This is a genomic window from Brachybacterium sp., from assembly GCF_052095815.1.
Taxonomy (GTDB): Bacteria; Actinomycetota; Actinomycetes; order Actinomycetales; family Dermabacteraceae; genus Brachybacterium.
In genome coordinates, this window is the sequence record NZ_JBQDLF010000019.1 from 46,436 (window position 1) to 63,271 (window position 16,836).

Genomic DNA, 16,836 nt, shown 5'->3' on the forward strand with positions numbered 1-16,836 from the left:
CCCATGCGATCTCCAAAGGTGCGCTGCTGGCACGAGGCGGCGGGCTGCGTGGGGGGGTGTCCCTATGTTTCGAGTCAAGCCGCGAGGGCGGCCGGCTCGGGAGTAGGGACGGGTTCTGGGGCCTGGTAGTAGGTGCCGTCGCGGAGCATCGCGAAGATGACGTTGCAGCGGCGGCGGGCCAGGCAGATCACGGCGGCGTTGTGGCGCTTGCCCTCGGCGCGTTTGCGATCGTAGTAGGCCTTGGAGATCGGGTCGTGGTTCGAGGCGACCCAGGCCGAGTAGAACAGTGCGTTCTTCAGGCGCTTGTTGCCGGATCTGGCGGGGAACTCTCCGCGGATCGAGGTCCCGGATCTTCGTGTGACCGGCGCGATTCCGGCATAGGCCGCGAGGTGGCCCGGGGTCTCGAACGCGGAGCCGTCGCCGATGTTCAGGAGGATCTGGGCGGCGGTCTTGATGCCGATCCCCGGCATGCTCATCAAGACCGAGGCGAGAGGGAAGTCCTCCAGCATGGCCTCGACCTCCCGCGCCACCGTCGCCCTCTGCTCCTTGAGTTCCTTGACTTGACCAGCGACTCTGGGGATCACGAGCTCGACTGCAGAGGTTGCTGGGACGATGACGGTCTGCTCGCCCAGCGCCTTGAAGATCTGGTCGATCAGCGCTTCGGGATCGCGGCGCGAATGGGACCGGGCAAACCGTAGAACCTTGGCCCGGCCTGCAGTCTTGAATCCGGTCGGGCCGCCGAACTTCTCCAGCAGGTCCAGGACGAGCCCGGTGGCCAGGCAGCCGCCGACGAAGACGCGCTCGAGCGCAGGATGGATCTGCGTGAGCAGAGACCTGATCCGGTTCAGCGCCCTGGTGGTCTCGTGGGCGAGGTCCTCGTCGAAGCCGGCAAGGACCTTGAGCGCCGAGAGAACCTCACTGTCGCGGTCAACCTGCCGAAGCGTGTGGGGCATGGTGCGGGCCGTGTCAGCAATGATGAACGCATCCCGCGCATCGGTCTTTGAACTGCCCGGATAGAGGTCTGCGGCCTTCCGCATCGCCAGCCCAGGGAGGTAGGCGACGGAGCAGCCGGAGTCTCGTGCGACCGCGATCGGTAAAGCTCCGATCGTGTTGGGCTGATCGACCACCATCAGAACTTCGCCGTAGTTCTGCAGCTGGGTAAACAGCTCGCGGAGCTTGGTCTCGTCCTGCGGGAGCGGCTTGTCGAACAGCTTGTTCCCGTTCGGGTCCAGTGCGCAGGCGTGATGGGCGGTCTTTCCGACGTCCAGGCCGATGACGACCGCGAATCGTGTGTCCATGATGCTTTCCTTCCTTGGAGCATCATTGCTGGTCGCAGTCTTGACACCCGATGCCGGCACCCACGTTACGAAGAGACCTCAGACGAGCTGGGCCGTGTCCCTATCAGCGGTCAACGCGTGTCTCTCGACCGGGCGGCAACACCCCCCGGACCATGGATGGCAGGGCAACAAAGCCATACCCGGCCGAGCGACCAGACCCCCGACCATCAGGGGTGCTCACAAGGTAACGGGGGAGCTACCGGGAGACCCCTCAGCAGGTGTCTGCGGATGCCGCCGAGCGCGCCTTCGCAGAGCAGGTGCTCTCCACCATCGCCGAGGTCACCGGGCTCTCCACTCCCCTGTACGCGCGCATCGACCTCGTCGATACGGCAGCGCACGGCCTGCTCCTCCTCGAGGCGGAGCTGTTCGAGCCGCTGTTCAACCTGCAGCTCATCCCGGAGGTTGCCGTGGTGTTCGCCGACGCGATCCTGGCCAGGGTCTGAGGACGTCCGGCAGCTCTTTTTCGCCCCGCCCGTCCGGTGATGAAAATTGTTCACACCATTTCAGCCAGTTCTGTGTCATATTTTCATCAGGATGTCACCGGGCGGCCATGATCGGCGCTCAGGCTGGCACCCTCACCCTCCGGACGTCGAAAGGCCTGCCATGTCTGCTCCGCTCGGCCCCCGCACTCCCCGCTCCTCCCGTCGCTCCTTCCTCGGCCTCGCCGGTGCGCTCGGCATCGGCGGCCTCTCCGCCTGTGCGACCTCCGGGGCGCCCGCCTCCGGCGACGCCGACGGCGGTGAGGGCAGCGCGCCGACCAGCCCCGACAATCCCTTCGGTATCGGCGAAGGCGAGCTCAGCGCCTTCGTCTTCGACGGCGGCGGCGGGGTCCCCCACCTCGACTTCACCGAAGAGCTGTTCCTCGAGAAGCACCCCGATGTCAGCGCGGACATCGTGCGCACCGAGGACCTCAGCACCCTGCAGCCGCAGTTCGTCAACGGGACCCCGCCGGATCTGTTCCAGAACTCCGGCTCCGGTGCCCTGGACGTGTCCACGCTGGCCGCCAACGACCAGCTGGCCACGTTCGAGGACCTGCTCGCTGCGCCGAGCTGGGACGATCCGGAGATCACCGTCGAGGAGTCACTGAACCCAGGCGTCCGGGAGGCCGGCATGGTCGACGGTCAGCTGGTCGGCCTGAACACGGTGCAGTACGCCTGGGGGATCTGGCGGGACGCCGCCCTCTTCGAGGAGCAGGGCTGGGACGTGCCCGCGACCTGGGACGATCTGATGAGCCTGTCCACGAAGATCAAGGCCGAGGGCATGTACCCCTGGGCCTTCACCGGCATGCACGCCAACTACTTCGATGAAGGCGTGCTGCAGCCGCTGGTGGCCAAGTTCGGCGGCCAGGACGTGTGGAAGAACGTCGACAACCTCGAGGACGGCGCCTGGCACCAGGACGCGATCCGCGATGCGGCCGAAGCGCTGCTGCAGCTCAGGACCGATGAGCTGATCCTCCCGGGCGTCGCCCAGATGACCCACGTCCAGTCGCAGACCGCCTGGCTGGACCACGAGGCGGTGTTCATCCCCGTCGGCGCGTGGCTCGAGAACGAGATGAAGTCCGCGATCCCCGAAGGGTTCCGGATGACCGCCGGCGCCCTGCCCTCCCCCGACCCGGCGCTGGCCGATCTGGTGCCGAACAACCCCGGGGCCGGCTGGTACGTGCCGGCAGCGGCCGCGAACCAGCCCGCCGCCTTCGAGTTCCTGCGCGCGCTGCTCAGCAAGGACGCCTCACGCAACTACGCCGAGCTGAGCAACTCCGTGACCATGGTGCGTGGCGCCCACGAGGGCCAGGAGCTCAGCGAGGCGTTCGGGACCATCACCGAGATGATCGACCGCTCCAACGCCGTCGAGCCGTGGCAGGTCGTCAAGTTCTCCGCCTGGTACCCGAGCCTCGCCGAGGAGACACGGGCGGCGCTGATGGCGCTGCTGCTGAGCGATCTCGATGTCGACGGCTTCCTGGCTCGCTGCCAGAAGAAGGCCGACGAGGTGAAGGCCGACACCGCGATCCGGAAGCAGACCCGCTGATGCACCAGCGCGGACGCTGGCCCCTGATCATCACGTTCCTCGCCCCCGGCCTGATCCTGTACACGGTCTTCGTGCTGTCGAGCTTCGCGCAGGGCGTGCAGATCTCGTTCACGAACTGGACCGGCTTCACGCCCTCCCTGGAGTACGTCGGGCTGGATAACTACCTGCGGCTGTTCCGGGACGGGGCGTGGTGGCGGGCGGTCTCGAACAACGCCGTGCTGCTGATCGTGATCCCGGTGCTCACGCTCGGGCTCGCGATGCTGTTCGCGGCGCTGATCACCCGCGGAGGCGCGGGCAATCTTCGGGCCATGCGGGGCGCCGAGCTGTACCGGGTGCTGTTCTTCTTCCCGCAGGTGGTGCCGGTGGTGATCATCGGCATCATGTTCAGCTACCTCTACGCCTCACGAGGAGGGCTGCTCCAGGGCGTGCTGCAGGCGCTGGGCACGGACCTGCTGACCATCATCCCGAACGGGCCCCTGGGCAACCCCGACACGATCCTGCTCGCCGTCGCCCTGGCCTCGGTGTGGTCCTCCGTCGGCTTCTACATGGTCCTCTTCCTCTCCGCGATGGGCGGCGTGCCCACCGAGCTCTACGAGGCGGCGGCGCTGGACGGCGCGGGGAGGGTGCGCAGCTTCTTCCACGTCACCCTCCCGCTGATCTGGACCCATGCGCAGACGGCCCTGATCTACCTGGGCATCGGGACGCTGGACTCCTACGCCCTGGTCGCGGTGATGACGATGACCGGCACCGCCGGTGACTTCGGGGCCGACGTGATGTCGACCTACCTCTACCGCACCGCCTTCTCGTTCAACTCCCAGTTCGGCTACGCCGCGGCGATGGGCACCGTCATGATGCTCGCCTCGGTGGCGCTGGCCCTGGTGACCTTCCGCCTGACCCGTCGTGAGGAGATGCAGTACTGATGACCGCTGAACCGAAGACTGCTGCGCCGACGGCTGCTGACCGGACGACCGCTGAGCCGACGGCCCCGGAACGTCTCCCGGGCCACTCCTGGCCGTCCCGCTTGCTGGGCAAGACCCCTCAGCTGGTCCTGGTGATCTGGGCGCTCGTGGTGGCGGTCCCCCTGCTGTGGATCCTGATGTCCTCGCTGAAGACCAACGTGGAGATCTACAACAGCCCCTTCGGCCCGCCCGGAGAGCTGCGGCTGCACGTCTACGCCCGGGCATGGGCGGAATCGAACATCGGCGCGTTCTTCCTCAACACCGTGCTGGTGGTCGCGGGCGGCGTGCTGCTGACGATGACCCTCTCGGCGATGACCGCCTATGTCATGGCGCGCTACCCCTTCCGTGGCAGCCGGGTCCTGTACTGGCTGTACCTGGCCGGGATGACGTTCCCCGTCTTCCTGGCGATCGTGCCGCTAGTGCGGATCGTGCAGGCGCTGGGGCTCTTCGCGACCCCGGTGGGGCTGATCCTCGTCTACGCCGCGTTCTCGCTGCCCTTCTCGATCTTCTTCCTCACCGCTTTCTTCCGCACCCTGCCGAACGAGCTCTCCGAGGCGGCGTTCCTCGACGGAGCCGGACACTTCGGGGTGTTCTTCCGGATCATGCTGCCGCTGGCACGCCCCGGGCTGATCTCGATCGGGGTGTTCAACTTCCTCGGCCAGTGGAACCAGTTCCTGCTCCCCCAAGTGCTGAATCCGCAGCAGGATCAGGAACGGTCGAACTTCGTGCTCAGCCAGGGGCTGGTGGCCCTCGCACTCGGTGAGAACTACGAGACCTCCCCGACCTCGATCGCCCAGCTCTTCGCCGGCCTGATCATCTCGATGGTGCCCGTGCTCCTGGTCTATATCGTGTTCCAACGACAGGTGCAGTCGGGATTGACCACCGGCGCCCTGCGCTGATCGACAGGAAGGCTCGTCCCCATGACCCCAGAAGTGCACGATCAGCGCGAGCAGCTCCCGATCCTGCCGCTGCTCCGCACCGCGCTGCCCACGCTTCCGCCGCAGCAGCAGCTCCTGGCGCGCGCCGCGCTCGAGTCCCCGGCCGAGGTGGGGCGGATGACGATCACGGAGTACGCCGCGCTCGCCGGCACCTCCGCCGCGTCGGTGACCCGACTGTGCCGGTCACTGAACATCGAGAAGTTCTCGCACCTGCGCACGGAGCTGGTGCTCGCGGCGGAGCAGCGCAGCAGCGCCGACCCGGCGCTGCGCGTCACCGGCGACATCACGGCGGAGACGCCGCTGCCGGACCTGGTCAGCAGCCTGTCGGTGCTCGGTGCGCGCTCGATCGAGGAGACCGCCCGCCTGCTCGACCAGGAGACGTTCTCCCTGATCACCCAGGCGATCGGCGAGGCCAGCCACGTCTACACCACCGGAGCAGGTTCCGCCCATGCGGTCGCCATCTCCCTCGAGCACAAGCTGCGCAGCCTCTCCATCCCCTCGACCAGCTTCCACGACCCGCCGTCGGCGGTGATCGGGCTGGCCGCCTCACGGCCCGGCGACGTGCTGATCGTGGTCTCCGAGACGGGGACCGAGAGCGAGGCCGTCCCCCAGCTGACCGAGGCCGCACGTCGGGAATGCACCACGGTGCTGATCACTCGGCTGTCCCGCTCCCCCGCGGCCGACATCGCCGATCACGTGCTGCTGGCCGTCCAGGACCGCACCCCGATGCGCACCGGCACCCTCACCAGTCGGATCTCCGAGATGTTCCTCGCCGACTGTCTCGCCAGCGGAGTCGTGGTGCGCCATTACGACCGCTCCCTCGCCGCGCTCACCTCCGTCGAGGAGGCGCTCGAACGGTACTGGTGACCGGCTGAGCCGTCGACCCTGACCGCCGGCCCTGCCGTCACCCCGCCGATTCTCCCTCGCCCCGCACTTTGTTTCCACCCCACCCCGTCCCAGGAGTCCCGATGACCGTGCCCGCTCAGTCCGTTCCCACCGACCGAGGAACCGACGACGCCGCTGCGCTGCGGGTCATGAGCTTCAACGCCCTCTTCCAGACCGATTCGACCACGGCGGAGGATCCGGGGCACTGGCCCCGTCGCGCCCCCGCGATCGAGGCGGTGCTCGCCGCGGAGCGGCCTCACCTGCTGGGCCTCCAGGAGATGCAGGGCTGGACCTACGGCCCGTTCGAAGCCGGGCTCGGCCCTGCGTACCGCAGCGTCGGCGTCGGGACCCTCGGTGGCGGCGAGGGGCTGATCAATCCGATCTTCTACGACACCGAGCGTCTCGAGCTGCTCACCTGGAACCAGTTCTGGCTCTCCGACCGCCCCCGCGAGATCGGCTCGGCGACCTGGGGGAACGCCGGTCCGCGCGCTGCGGTCTGGGCACGGTTCCGGGACCGGGTGACGGGGCAGGAGCTGGTGCATCTGAACACCCACCTGGATCATGTGATCACCCAGGCCAAGGCCAAGGGTGCGCAGCTGATCGCAGACCACCTGAAGCAGTTCCATCTCTTCGGACTGCCCACGATCACCACGGGGGACTTCAACTCCGTGGCCTGCGCCTCCCCTGCCTACTCGGTCCTGGTCGACGAGTTCGGGCTGCAGGACTCCTGGCTCGCGGCCGAGCAGCAGCTCAGCCCCGCCTGGAGCACCTTCCCCCATTTCGGGGAGGTCGAGGAGTCCGAGTTCCGCATCGACTGGATCCTGCTGAGCCAGGGCGTGCGGGTGCTGGACGCGCGGATCGACGACTCCCGCCCCGATGGGGTGTTCCCGAGCGATCATCTGCCGGTGCGGGCGCGGGTGCGGGTACCGATGTCACCGAGCTGAGCTAGTCAGCACCGTCCGAGCTCGCCGCACGATGTTCCGCTGCCCTGAAAGCGTTCCCGCGGGAACGTGTTCAGGCACGCCATCGAGCGGACCGCCGCACCGGTCGCCCTCACAGAGGAGAAGTCGCTGGCCTAGCCTCGGGCAGACCCAGGTGCTCCCGCAGTGTGGCCCCCTCGTACTCGCGACGAAACCGGCCGCGCCGCTGCAGCACGGGCACGACCTGGTCGACGAAGTCCGTGATCCCGCCTGGGAGGGTGGGCGGCATGAGGTTGAAGCCGTCGGCCGCGCCCGCGTCGACCCAGCGCTCGATCTCGTCGGCCACCGACTCCGGCGTGCCGATGACGGTCGCGTGGCCGCCGCCGGCGGCGAGCAGCCCCAGCAGTTCGCGCACGGTCGGCCGCACGGAGTCGACGATGCGCAGCACCGTGGCGTAGCGCCCCTTCGGGCCGGTGAACTCCTCGAGCGGCGGGAGCGGTGGCACGGTGGCGTCGAGCTCCCAGTCCGAGGCGTCCTGGCCGATGAAGAAGGAGAGCTGGCGCAGGGAGTCCGCGACCGGCAGGCGGGAGTCGAGGTCCGCGCGCATCCGCCGGGCTTCCTCCTCGGTCGAGGCCACGTGGACGACCAGGCCCGGCATCACCGCGATCGTCTCCGGGGCGCGGCCCAGCGCGGCGGCCCGGGCGCGGATGTCCGAGCGGTAGGCGAGCGCGGACTCGAGGTCCCAGGCCACCGCGTAGATCCCTTCGGCGTGGCGGGCGGCGAGCTCGCGGCCCGGCTCGGAGGCCCCGGCCTGGAACAGCACCGGGCGGCCCTGCGGCGGCGTCGGCACGTTCAGCGGCCCGGCGACCTGGAAGGACTCCCCGTGATGCTGTGGCGGTCGCAGCAGGGACGCTTCGACGTACACCCCCTCCGGATCGGCCAGGATGCTCTGGGAGGGCCATGAGTCCCACAGCCCCTGGAGCACCTCGATGAACTCCCCCGCGGTGGCGTAGCGCTTCGCATGATCGGGCAGCGCGGGCATGCCGTGGTTGCGAGCCTCGTCGTCGGTCATCGAGGTGACCACGTTGATCCCGACCCGACCGTGGGAGATGTGGTCGAGGCTCGCCAGCAGGCGAGCGGCGTGGAACGGGTCCCAGAAGGTGCTCGAGACCGTCGTGACCAGCCCGATCCGCTCGGTGGCGCGGGCCATCGCCGTGAGCACGGTGATCGGTTCCAGGAACCATGTCGGCCCGCGCTCGGCCCCGGCGGGCGCGATCGACTGGCCGTCGGCGAGGAAGAGCGCGTCGAGTCGACCGCGCTCTGCGATCCGTGCGAGCTCCTCCCAGTACGTGATGTCGCCCAGACGCGACACCGAGGAGCCCGGCGCCCGCCAGGCCGCGGCGTGGTGGCCGCACGCGTGCGCGAACAGGTTCAGCCGCACCTGGCGGCGGGGCGCGGCGGCCATCAGTTCTTCACCAGCCCGCCGTCGACGACGAGATTCTGCCCGGTCACGGACCGGGACCACGGAGAGGCGAAGAAGAGCACTGCATCGGCGAGCTCGGCGGGAGTGGTGACCGACTGCAGCGGAGTGCTCGCGGCGATCGCGTCGAAGACCGCCTCGGGGGTCGCGGAGCTCGCGTCGGTGGTGCGCAGCAAGCCACCGCTCACCATGTTCACGGTGATGCCGCGCGGGCCGAGGTCGGCGGCAAAGGTGCGGGTCAGTGCCAGCAGCGCCGCCTTCGCCGCGGTGTAGTCGTGATAGGGGACGACCGGGTCCTGGAACAGGTTCGTGCCGATGGTGACCACGCGCCCCGAGCCCACCCGGGCGAAACCGGGCAACGCGGCCTGGATCGTGTTCAGCGCACCCTGCACGGCGCCGGAGAACTGCGCGGAGAAGGCATCGTAGGTGATCTCGTGCGCCTTGGCGCGGGCGTCGCCGTTGAACGAGAAGCCGGGCAGGGCATTGTTCACGACGGTGCCGACGGGGAGGCCGAACTCAGCCTCGGCCCGCTCGAACAGGGTCTCGACCTGGCTTCGCTGCCGGACGTCGGCGCGGACGGCGACGGCACGGCCCGGGTGGCGGCTGGCGAGGTCATGCGCGGCGTCCTCGCTGGTGAGATGGTTGATGACGACCCGAGCGCCTTCGCGCAGGAAGGCTTCGGTGAGCGCGCGACCGAGGCCGCGCGCGCCCCCGGTGACGAGAACGACCTGCTCAGCGATCGCGGGGACGGTGCGGGAGGTGGGGTCGAGGGTCGGTGAGGTCATGGTCAGCCGGTCCTTTCAGGCAGGCGAGCGCATCCGCCGCACAGCGGGTGGGAGCGCAACGCACGAGGAGCGGTGCCGTGCCGGGGCTCGGCACCGCGCGGGAACGGACACGAGGACCTGATCGTCGGGTCCGAGGAGCTCGGGCACGGAGCGAGGCCGCCTCCGCCGCCGCGGCAGGCGGGGCCTGCGCCGCGAGGACCAGTGCATGGGACGACGGCGTGCAGCACAGCAGCACACAGCTCATCGACGACATCCCTCCGCGAGTACGAACTCGATCAGGTTCACCGGGTGTGATCTCAGCCCCGTCGGGGCACCCCGTGTCGATCATGGACCGTACCAGCACATCGACCGCCGCAGGCCCTCGTCTCATGACTGCCCGCCGGGCGGCCGAGCTCGGAGCCGTTCGCGCGGGGACGTGCTCAGCTCAGGGCCCGTCCGGCGCCGCCCCACCACCTCAGCAATCAGGACTCATCTCCGGAAAGCCCTCGGGGGGCGGACGACGAAAGGCTCGAAATCTCGGCCGTCGGCGCCCTCGGCGGCCTCGCCTTCTACGACCCCGGCGAGGCCTACTGGAGGACGTGGCCGGGGGAGGCCTGGTGGGAGGGCGTGATCCTGCCGGTGCTCGAACGGGCACGGCGTGCCCTCCGATCGCTCGTGCAGCTCCTCGGCACCCGCCAGCGCCGGGCCGTTTTCACCGACTTCGAGGACGACCTCGGACAAACCCGCTCTGTCGATCTGCCGCTGGTCGCCGTCGGCGTGAACCAGGCCCGGTTCCGAGACAAAGTGACCGCCTACATCCGCGAGCACGACGACCCTGCCGCCATCCGGCGTCTGCGCCGCAACCTGCCCCTGACCGAGACCGACCTCGATGAGCTCGAACGCATCCTCATCGAACAGGGCGATGGCACCCCGGAGGCGCGGGAGAAGGTGAGCGCGGGCTCGGCATCTTGGTGCGCTCACTCGTCGCCGAGCGAAGACGATGCCAATGCCGTGGTCACGGTGCTGCACGACATCGAGCGCGCGGCGGCACCTGCCGTGCAGGCCGGGGCACGTTAGTCGGCCTGGCGCTGCTAGCCTCCCCCTGCCCGGGGACGCCTGACAGCCGCACAGCGATCCGTCCCGAAACGGGCTGGCGCCACGGGATTCACCGCCGGCGGCGCTCCGTGACGCCGCTGCGCAGCAGGTAGCGCAGCACATTGCTCGCGGTGCGCTGCATCTCCCCCAGCGTGATCCCGTCGGGCGCCTCGTAGGAGTCGATGATCGCGTCCTCCCGCGTGGTGCCGAAGTGGACCTCGGAGCCGGGCATCAGCACGTCGACCTGGGCACGCACCCGGTAGGCGCTGTCGCGCAGGGCAGGGAAGAGCGGGTCCTGCGCGCTGCGCATCCACCAGTCGCTGATGACGTTGCCCTCGTAACCCCATTCGCCGCGGAGCACGGTGGTGACGAGGTCGTAGTGGTAGTGGCCCCACACCCCGTTGATGCGGTTGTACGAGGTCATGAGGTTCTGCGGCGCGGCGTCACGCACCACGATCTCGAAGGCGCGCAGGTAGATCTCCCGCAGCGCCCGTTCGGAGACGCGGGAGTCGTTGACGTTGCGCTGGGTCTCCTGGTTGTTGGCGGCGAAGTGCTTCGGGCAGGCGGAGACGCCCTGGGACTGCACCCCCGCCACGATGGCGGCCCCCATCGCGCCGGTCAGCACCGGATCCTCGGAGAAGTACTCGAAGTTGCGGCCGCACAGCGGGTCGCGGTGGATGTTCATCCCGGGCGAGAGGACCATGTCCGAGCCCTTGCGCAGCATCTCCTGGCCGTGGAGGGCCGCGAGCTCGCGCACTGCCTGCGGGTCCCAGGAGGAGGCGAGCGCCGTCCCGCACGGCAGCAGCGCGGCGAAGGCGGCGAGCCGTAGCCCGGAAGGACCGTCCGTGGTGGTCACCGACGGGATCCCCCGGGCGCGGAGGGTCTCGGTGACCCCGCCGAGCGCTCCCGCATTCCCGGGCACCCCGAGCGGGCTGTCCATGACGATGTCCCCGTAGGCGAGGCTCGCCAGCTCCTCGGGGGAGAGCCGCGCTACGAACTCCTCAAGGGTGAGGAGGCCGGCGGCGAGGTCCTTGAAGTGGGCGCCGGGATCGTCCACCGGCTCCAGCACCGGCGGCAGCCGGTCCAGGATCCGTTGTGCGAGGTCGACGGTCGCCGTGGGCACCGGCTCCCAGGCCACCTGGGCGCTGCCGTCCTCCCCGCGGCGCCGCACCATCCGCTCGAAGACGTGCTCGGGCCGGACCGCGGCGACCTCCTCCAGCTGCCGCACCACCCGTTGCTCGCCGAGGAGGAGCGACCCCGCAGGCTCCGCTCGGCGCACGTCGGGGCCGACGAACACCCGGTACTCCCCTGCTTCCAGCACCCAGGCGCTGCGGTGGCCGGTGGCCCCGGAGTCGTCGAAGCTCGCCAGCTCATCCAGCGGGAAGCTGAGCGGGAGCTGCTGGCTGCGACCGGGCTCCAGCTCGGCGGTGCGGGCGAAGGCGGCCAGGGAGCGCGCCGGGGTGGAGAGGATGCCGTCCGGAGCCTGCACATAGACCTGGACCACCTCGGACCCTGTGCGCTGCCCGGTGTTGGTGACCGTGGTGGGGACGGCGACGATCCCGCCGTCGAGGGAGACCCCCGCCGGGTCGAAGTCGAAGGTGGTGTAGCCGAGGCCGTAGCCGAACGGGAACAGCACCTGCTCGGGGGCGAAGGTCTCGAAGTAGCGGTAGCCGACGAAGACGTCCTCGACGTACTCCGTGACCTCGGGGTCCCCGAAGTGCCCGGCGCTGGGGTAGTCCTCGTACCGTCGGGCGATGGTGTCGGTGAGGCGGCCCCCGGGCTCGACCACGCCGGTCAGCACATCAGCGACCGCTCGGCCACCTTCCATGCCGCCGGACCAGGCCAGCAGCACCGCGGCGAGCGGGTAGTCCTCGAGCCAGGAGAAGTCGATGACGTTGCCGGTGTCGATCAGCACGACCGTCTTCTCGAAGGCACTCGTGACCTGCGACAGCAGCTGCTTCTCGGCGTCGGTGAGGTAGTAGGCGCCGGGCTCCAGCACGTTGTCGCGATCCTCACCGGCGGCGCGGCCGATCACCACCACGGCGGTGCTGCTGCGCTGCGCCGCCTCCCGCACGGCGGCCTCCTCGAGCTGCGGCTCGGGGAAGTGTCGCGGCCACTGCCCCCACGCCTGGCCGGGATCCGCGGGATACTCCGCGGACCACGCCTCGTAGCCGGAGGCCAGCTTCTCATCGACCTGCACGACCCCGCCCTCCCGCAGCGAGTCCACCAGGTTCGTCACGTACGGGGCGTTCACGTCGCCGCCGGAGCCGTAGCCCACCGCGATCCAGTCCTTCTGGGTGCGGCCGAACAGGGCCACCTCGGCACCCTGCTCCAGCGGGAGTGTGCCGTCATTGCGCAGCAGCACGGTGCCACGCGCGGCCAGTGCCCGGTTGTGACGGACGAACTCAGGATCCACCCGGCGATCCTCATCGAGAACCGAGGTGGTGGACTGGGACAGCAGGGCATGGGTCATCGAGGACACCACTTTCGTTCGGAACGGCACCGGCGGGTGCCACGTCAGGGGACGCCTTCCCGCCGCGGCGGAGAGACGGAGCGGGCAGGCGGAGCGGCGGGCGGCAGGAGCGGCAGGAGCGGCAGTGGGAAGGCTCAACCCTTGATCGCGCCGGTCAGCACGCCCTTGGTGAAGAAGCGCTGCGCGAAGGGGTAGACGACGAGGATCGGCAGGGTCGCGACCACCACGATCGCCATCTGCACCGTCTGCGCGGGCGGGGCGGGGCGGTCCGGGGCCTGGAGGTCCGAGAGCGCATTGCCCTGCACAACGTACTGGTTCAGCACCAGCTGGATCGGCCACTTGGTGGTGTCGTTTATGTACAGCAGCGCGTTGAAGAACGAGTTCCAGTACCCCACGGCGTAGAACAGGGCGATCACCGCGAGCACCGCCTTGCTCAGCGGCAGCACGATCGAGGCGAAGATCCGGAACTCGCTGGCGCCGTCGATGCGCGCGGATTCCAGCAGCTCCTGCGGGAGTTCCATGAAGAAGTTCCGCATCACGATCATGTTGAACGCGCTGATCAGCCCCGGCAGGATCAGCGCCCAGTAGCTGTCCAGCAGGCCGAGCTGCTTGATCAGCAGGTAGTTCGGGATGATCCCGGCCCCGAAGAACATGGTGCACAGCACGAGCACCATCGCGCCCTTGGCGAAGGGGACGTCCCGGGTGCGGGTGAGCCCGTAGGCCAGCGTCGCGGTGAAGAACAGCGACAGCAGGGTGCCGGTGATCGTGACACCCGCCGTCACCAGCAGGGACCGGGTGACCACTCCGCCGGCGAAGATCGACTCGTAGGCGGCGATGGAGAAGGAGGTGGGGATCAGCTGGCCCGAGGTCACAGAGCCGGCGTCCGCGAAGGAGAACATGATGACGTACAGGAACGGGTACAGCATCACCACGCCGATCATGACGATCGCAGCCACCTTCAGCGCCTGCATCGTCGGCGAGGGCGCCCCCATCCAGGGCGGGCGTCCGGTGGGCTTGCGTCGGCCGCTGCTGCGGGGCCGACGGGGCGGGGCGGGCTGGGCGATCCGGTCGATGACGGCCATCAGAAGATCCCTCCGGTTCCGAGGCGCTTCGCGATGCGGTTCGCGAAGATGACGAGCAGGGTGGCGATGACGCCCTTGAGCATTCCGGCAGCCGCCGAGAGACCCCAGTCCCCACCCGCGACACCGCGGAAGTAGACGAAGGTGTCCAGCACCTGTGCGGCATTGGCGCCGACGGCGGGCTGCTGCAGCAGCAGCTGTTCGAAGCCCACGGTCAGCACGTTGCCTACGGTGAGGATGAGCAGCAGGGAGATGACCGGGACCATGCCGGGCAGGGTGATGTGCCACATGCGGCGCCAGGAGCCGGCGCCGTCGGTCGCGGCGGATTCGTAGAGCTCGGTGGGGATCGCGGCGATGGCGGCGAAGAAGATGATCGTGCCCCAGCCGATGTCCTTCCAGATCACCTGGCTGACCACGAGGATCTTGAAAGTCTCCGGATTCGTCATGATGTTGACGCCGTGGATCCCGATCGCCTCGAAGAGCTGGGCAATGGGCCCGGCGCCGCCGAGGATCTTCTGCCAGATCGCGATGACGATCACCCAGGATATGAAATGCGGCAGGTAGACGACCGTCTGGATGATCCGTTTGATCCCGTCCCCCAGCAGGGAGTTCAGGAACAGGGCCAGGATGATCGGGGCAGGGAAGGCGAAGGCGATCTGCAGGAACGAGATGATGAGCGTGTTGCCGACCGCTCGCAGCACCTCATCGTCCGTGAACAGGGCAGCGAAGTTCTGCAGCCCCACCCACTGCGAGTCGAAGACGCCGCGGAAGGCGGAGTAGTCCTGGAAAGCGACCACGTTGCCGGCCAGTGGCACGTAGGCAAACAGCAGGAAGAACAGCACGCCGGGCACGATGAACACGTACATCTGCCATTCACGCTTCATCCGTCGCCACCGGGACCGCGTACGGGGGCGGGGTGATCCCGAAGCGGGATCCGGATTCGTGGGACTCTCGTCGGGCACGCTCGCGACCGCCTGCGCGATCGCGGAGGACTCGACGTCCCGAGCTCCGATGCTCATCGGCTCTGTCCTTCCTGGAGCACGCCGGGGGCGTGGGTCATGGGCGGAGTGCTGGTGATCCCCGGGAGGGCGTCGAGGGCTGCGCCACGTGCGGCGCACCGGGAGGTCGGCAGGTTCTCGAGGAGCTGATCGAAGATCGCCTGGGCACGTTCGGGCGCGGGGCCCCGCCCAACGGCGAAGCGGATGATCTCCTCCCACCTCTCGGGCGGGCTGATGATCCGCGGCGAGGTGCCGCGATCGACCTTCTTCCAGGTCCAGAAGGTCCAGGGGATGTCGTGCTGCTCGAACAGGCCGAATGCGGCGGTGTACCACTCGTCCTCGTTCTCACCGCTCTCGCCCATCCACAGCGGCAGCCCGAGCTGCTCGCGGAGATCGAGATACGCCTGGATGCTCTGAGTGGTCGGGTCCGACCAGTATTTGTGGAAGTGGAGGCACGAGTTCTCGTCCTCCACCTGACCGAGCCCCTCGAAGCGGGTCGCCCAGTGCCAGCCCTCGATCGAGAGCAGGTGGTGGGGGTCCTCGCTGCGGATCACCGCGATGGCGTCCCGGTAGAAGTCGGCGAGCCGGGGCACGAGGGCTTCGTGCTTCTCCGGCAGGGGCTCGTTGAGCAGGTCGTAGGCGCTGACGGTCGTCTCCGCCGCATAGCGCTGTGCCAGCAGCTGCCACAGGCGCAGCCCCTGCTGATAGGCGACCGGATCGGTGAAGAGCTCCGGCAGACGGCGCGGGGAATCGTCGATGTTCTCTCCGGTCTGGCCGCCCGGGGCACCGTGGAGATCGAGCACGCAGCTGATCCCCGCCTCGCGGCACCACGTGATCGTGCGGTCCACATGGGCGATGCCGTCCTCGAGCAGATCGTGACCATCGAAGATCACTCGGGCGTTCAGCGGCAGCCGCACATGGTCGAACCCGGCTGCCGCGATCTGGGCGATATCCACCGCCGTGATGAACCGGGCCCGATACTCACTCCAGAACTCTGCGGCTGCTGCGGGCCCGATCAACTCGGTGACGAGCTGCTCCATACGGCGCGGGGAATCGACCGGTCCGTCGAGGTCCCACATGTACCCCTCGGGCAGCAGCCAGCCGCCGAGGCCCATGCCGCGTTGGAAGGGCAGTGCGCCCTCGGGGGCGAGGATGCGCTGTCCCTCGCGTCGGTAGTACGTCCTCTGCGTCATCGCAGGTCTCCTGTTCTTGACTGCTGGATCGAGGCGCTAAGGTGCCGAGCATGCCCAGCACCCCCACGGATTCGACCGCCCCGGCCCTGGGCCCTCGCGCCCGCCGTTCTGCGCTGCGCCGCAAGGAGATTCTCGAATCCGCGGCCCGCACGATCGGCAGCCGTGGCTTTGCGGGGGCGACGCTCGCCGCGATCGCAGAGGACGTCGGCATCTCCGCCCCGAGCCTCCTGCACCATTTCCGGAACAAGGAGTCCTTGCTCACGGAGCTGATCGACTACCGAGACGACGTCTCCCGCGACGTCGGGACCACGTCCTTCGACACCGGCGGCCAAGCGGCGCTGGACCACCTCGGTGACACCGCTGCCGCCAATGCCGACAACCGCGGGCTGACCCAGTTGTACGCGGTGCTCCTCGGTGAATCGATCACCGAGGATCACCCCGCGCAGTCCTACTTCCGGGATCGGCTCTCGGGGCTGCGCCTCCTGGTGCGGGACGCGATCCTGGCCGCTCTTGCGGACCCGGCGATCACCGAGGCCGACGTGCTGGAGGCGTCGGCGGCGATCGTGGCCGTGATGGACGGCGTTCAGTACCAGTTCCTGCTCGACCCCGATTCCGTGGACATGGCCGCGGTGACCCGGCGTGCGATCCGGGCCCTGCTGGCCGATCTCAGGAACGGCTCCGCAGCCGACG

Annotated in this window: 15 protein-coding genes and 1 riboswitch; of the genes, 8 read left to right on the forward strand and 7 right to left on the reverse strand. The window is 68.9% G+C overall.

The annotated features are described in order from the left end of the window. Positions 1–74: 74 nt before the first annotated feature. Positions 75–1,298, reverse strand: a complete 1,224-nt coding sequence (locus ACTH43_RS09415) for an IS110 family transposase (RefSeq protein ID WP_441444648.1) — start codon at positions 1,296–1,298, stop codon at positions 75–77. A 257-nt stretch (positions 1,299–1,555) separates the two neighbouring features. Between ACTH43_RS09415 and ACTH43_RS09420 the strand changes: the two genes are divergently transcribed. The 6 genes from ACTH43_RS09420 to ACTH43_RS09445 all read left to right on the forward strand — a co-directional run bounded on the left by ACTH43_RS09420 (position 1,556) and on the right by ACTH43_RS09445 (position 7,088). Beyond that, entirely contained in the window at positions 1,556–1,780 is a 225-nt protein-coding gene (locus ACTH43_RS09420) for a hypothetical protein (RefSeq protein ID WP_441444649.1), read from the forward strand. A 160-nt stretch (positions 1,781–1,940) separates the two neighbouring features. Next, the gene (gene ngcE / locus ACTH43_RS09425; RefSeq protein ID WP_441444650.1) at positions 1,941–3,362 is read left to right on the forward strand and encodes an N-acetylglucosamine/diacetylchitobiose ABC transporter substrate-binding protein; all 1,422 of its coding nucleotides are present in this window, start codon (positions 1,941–1,943) and stop codon (positions 3,360–3,362) included. Further along, entirely contained in the window at positions 3,362–4,282 is a 921-nt protein-coding gene (locus ACTH43_RS09430; RefSeq protein ID WP_441444651.1) for a carbohydrate ABC transporter permease, read from the forward strand. Before ngcE ends, ACTH43_RS09430 begins: the two co-directional genes overlap by 1 nt. Further along, the gene (locus ACTH43_RS09435; protein ID WP_441444652.1) at positions 4,282–5,220 is read left to right on the forward strand and encodes a carbohydrate ABC transporter permease; all 939 of its coding nucleotides are present in this window, start codon (positions 4,282–4,284) and stop codon (positions 5,218–5,220) included. Before ACTH43_RS09430 ends, ACTH43_RS09435 begins: the two co-directional genes overlap by 1 nt. A gap of 21 nt (positions 5,221–5,241) precedes the next feature. After that, positions 5,242–6,126, forward strand: a complete 885-nt coding sequence (locus ACTH43_RS09440) for a MurR/RpiR family transcriptional regulator (RefSeq protein WP_441444653.1) — start codon at positions 5,242–5,244, stop codon at positions 6,124–6,126. A gap of 101 nt (positions 6,127–6,227) precedes the next feature. After that, complete coding sequence (locus ACTH43_RS09445) at positions 6,228–7,088, forward strand: endonuclease/exonuclease/phosphatase family protein (protein WP_441444654.1); 861 nt, start codon at positions 6,228–6,230, stop codon at positions 7,086–7,088. A 109-nt stretch (positions 7,089–7,197) separates the two neighbouring features. Here ACTH43_RS09445 and ACTH43_RS09450 read toward each other — a convergent pair whose 3' ends face one another. After that, entirely contained in the window at positions 7,198–8,529 is a 1,332-nt protein-coding gene (locus ACTH43_RS09450) for an LLM class flavin-dependent oxidoreductase (RefSeq protein WP_441444655.1), read from the reverse strand. Further along, positions 8,529–9,329, reverse strand: a complete 801-nt coding sequence (locus tag ACTH43_RS09455) for a 3-oxoacyl-ACP reductase (protein WP_441444656.1) — start codon at positions 9,327–9,329, stop codon at positions 8,529–8,531. Before ACTH43_RS09455 ends, ACTH43_RS09450 begins: the two co-directional genes overlap by 1 nt. A gap of 235 nt (positions 9,330–9,564) precedes the next feature. After that, positions 9,565–9,657, reverse strand: a riboswitch (TPP riboswitch). 278 nt (positions 9,658–9,935) lie between these two features. Between ACTH43_RS09455 and ACTH43_RS09460 the strand changes: the two genes are divergently transcribed. Then, positions 9,936–10,385 carry a type I restriction-modification enzyme R subunit C-terminal domain-containing protein gene (locus tag ACTH43_RS09460; RefSeq protein ID WP_441444657.1) on the forward strand — a complete coding sequence of 150 codons (450 nt, stop codon included), beginning with the start codon at positions 9,936–9,938 and terminating at the stop codon, positions 10,383–10,385. Positions 10,386–10,473: 88 nt separating this feature from the next. On the opposite strand, the gene ACTH43_RS09465 is transcribed toward ACTH43_RS09460, so the two are convergent. The 4 genes from ACTH43_RS09465 to ACTH43_RS09480 all read right to left on the reverse strand — a co-directional run bounded on the left by ACTH43_RS09465 (position 10,474) and on the right by ACTH43_RS09480 (position 16,146). Further along, positions 10,474–12,876 carry a glycoside hydrolase family 3 protein gene (locus ACTH43_RS09465; RefSeq protein ID WP_441444658.1) on the reverse strand — a complete coding sequence of 801 codons (2,403 nt, stop codon included), beginning with the start codon at positions 12,874–12,876 and terminating at the stop codon, positions 10,474–10,476. Between the two features lie 134 nt (positions 12,877–13,010). Further along, on the reverse strand, positions 13,011–13,958 hold the full coding sequence (locus ACTH43_RS09470; protein ID WP_441444659.1) for a carbohydrate ABC transporter permease: 948 nt from the start codon (positions 13,956–13,958) through the stop codon (positions 13,011–13,013). Continuing rightward, positions 13,958–14,974 (reverse strand): ABC transporter permease, encoded by a 1,017-nt coding sequence (locus ACTH43_RS09475; protein ID WP_441444660.1) that lies wholly within the window; start codon positions 14,972–14,974, stop codon positions 13,958–13,960. Before ACTH43_RS09475 ends, ACTH43_RS09470 begins: the two co-directional genes overlap by 1 nt. Then, complete coding sequence (locus tag ACTH43_RS09480; RefSeq protein ID WP_441444661.1) at positions 14,971–16,146, reverse strand: glycoside hydrolase family 5 protein; 1,176 nt, start codon at positions 16,144–16,146, stop codon at positions 14,971–14,973. Before ACTH43_RS09480 ends, ACTH43_RS09475 begins: the two co-directional genes overlap by 4 nt. Positions 16,147–16,196: 50 nt before the next feature. On the opposite strand from ACTH43_RS09480, the gene ACTH43_RS09485 reads away from it, so the two are divergent. Continuing rightward, positions 16,197–16,836, forward strand: a 640-nt coding sequence (locus ACTH43_RS09485; protein ID WP_441444662.1) for a TetR/AcrR family transcriptional regulator, incomplete at its 3' end; no start/stop codon positions are given.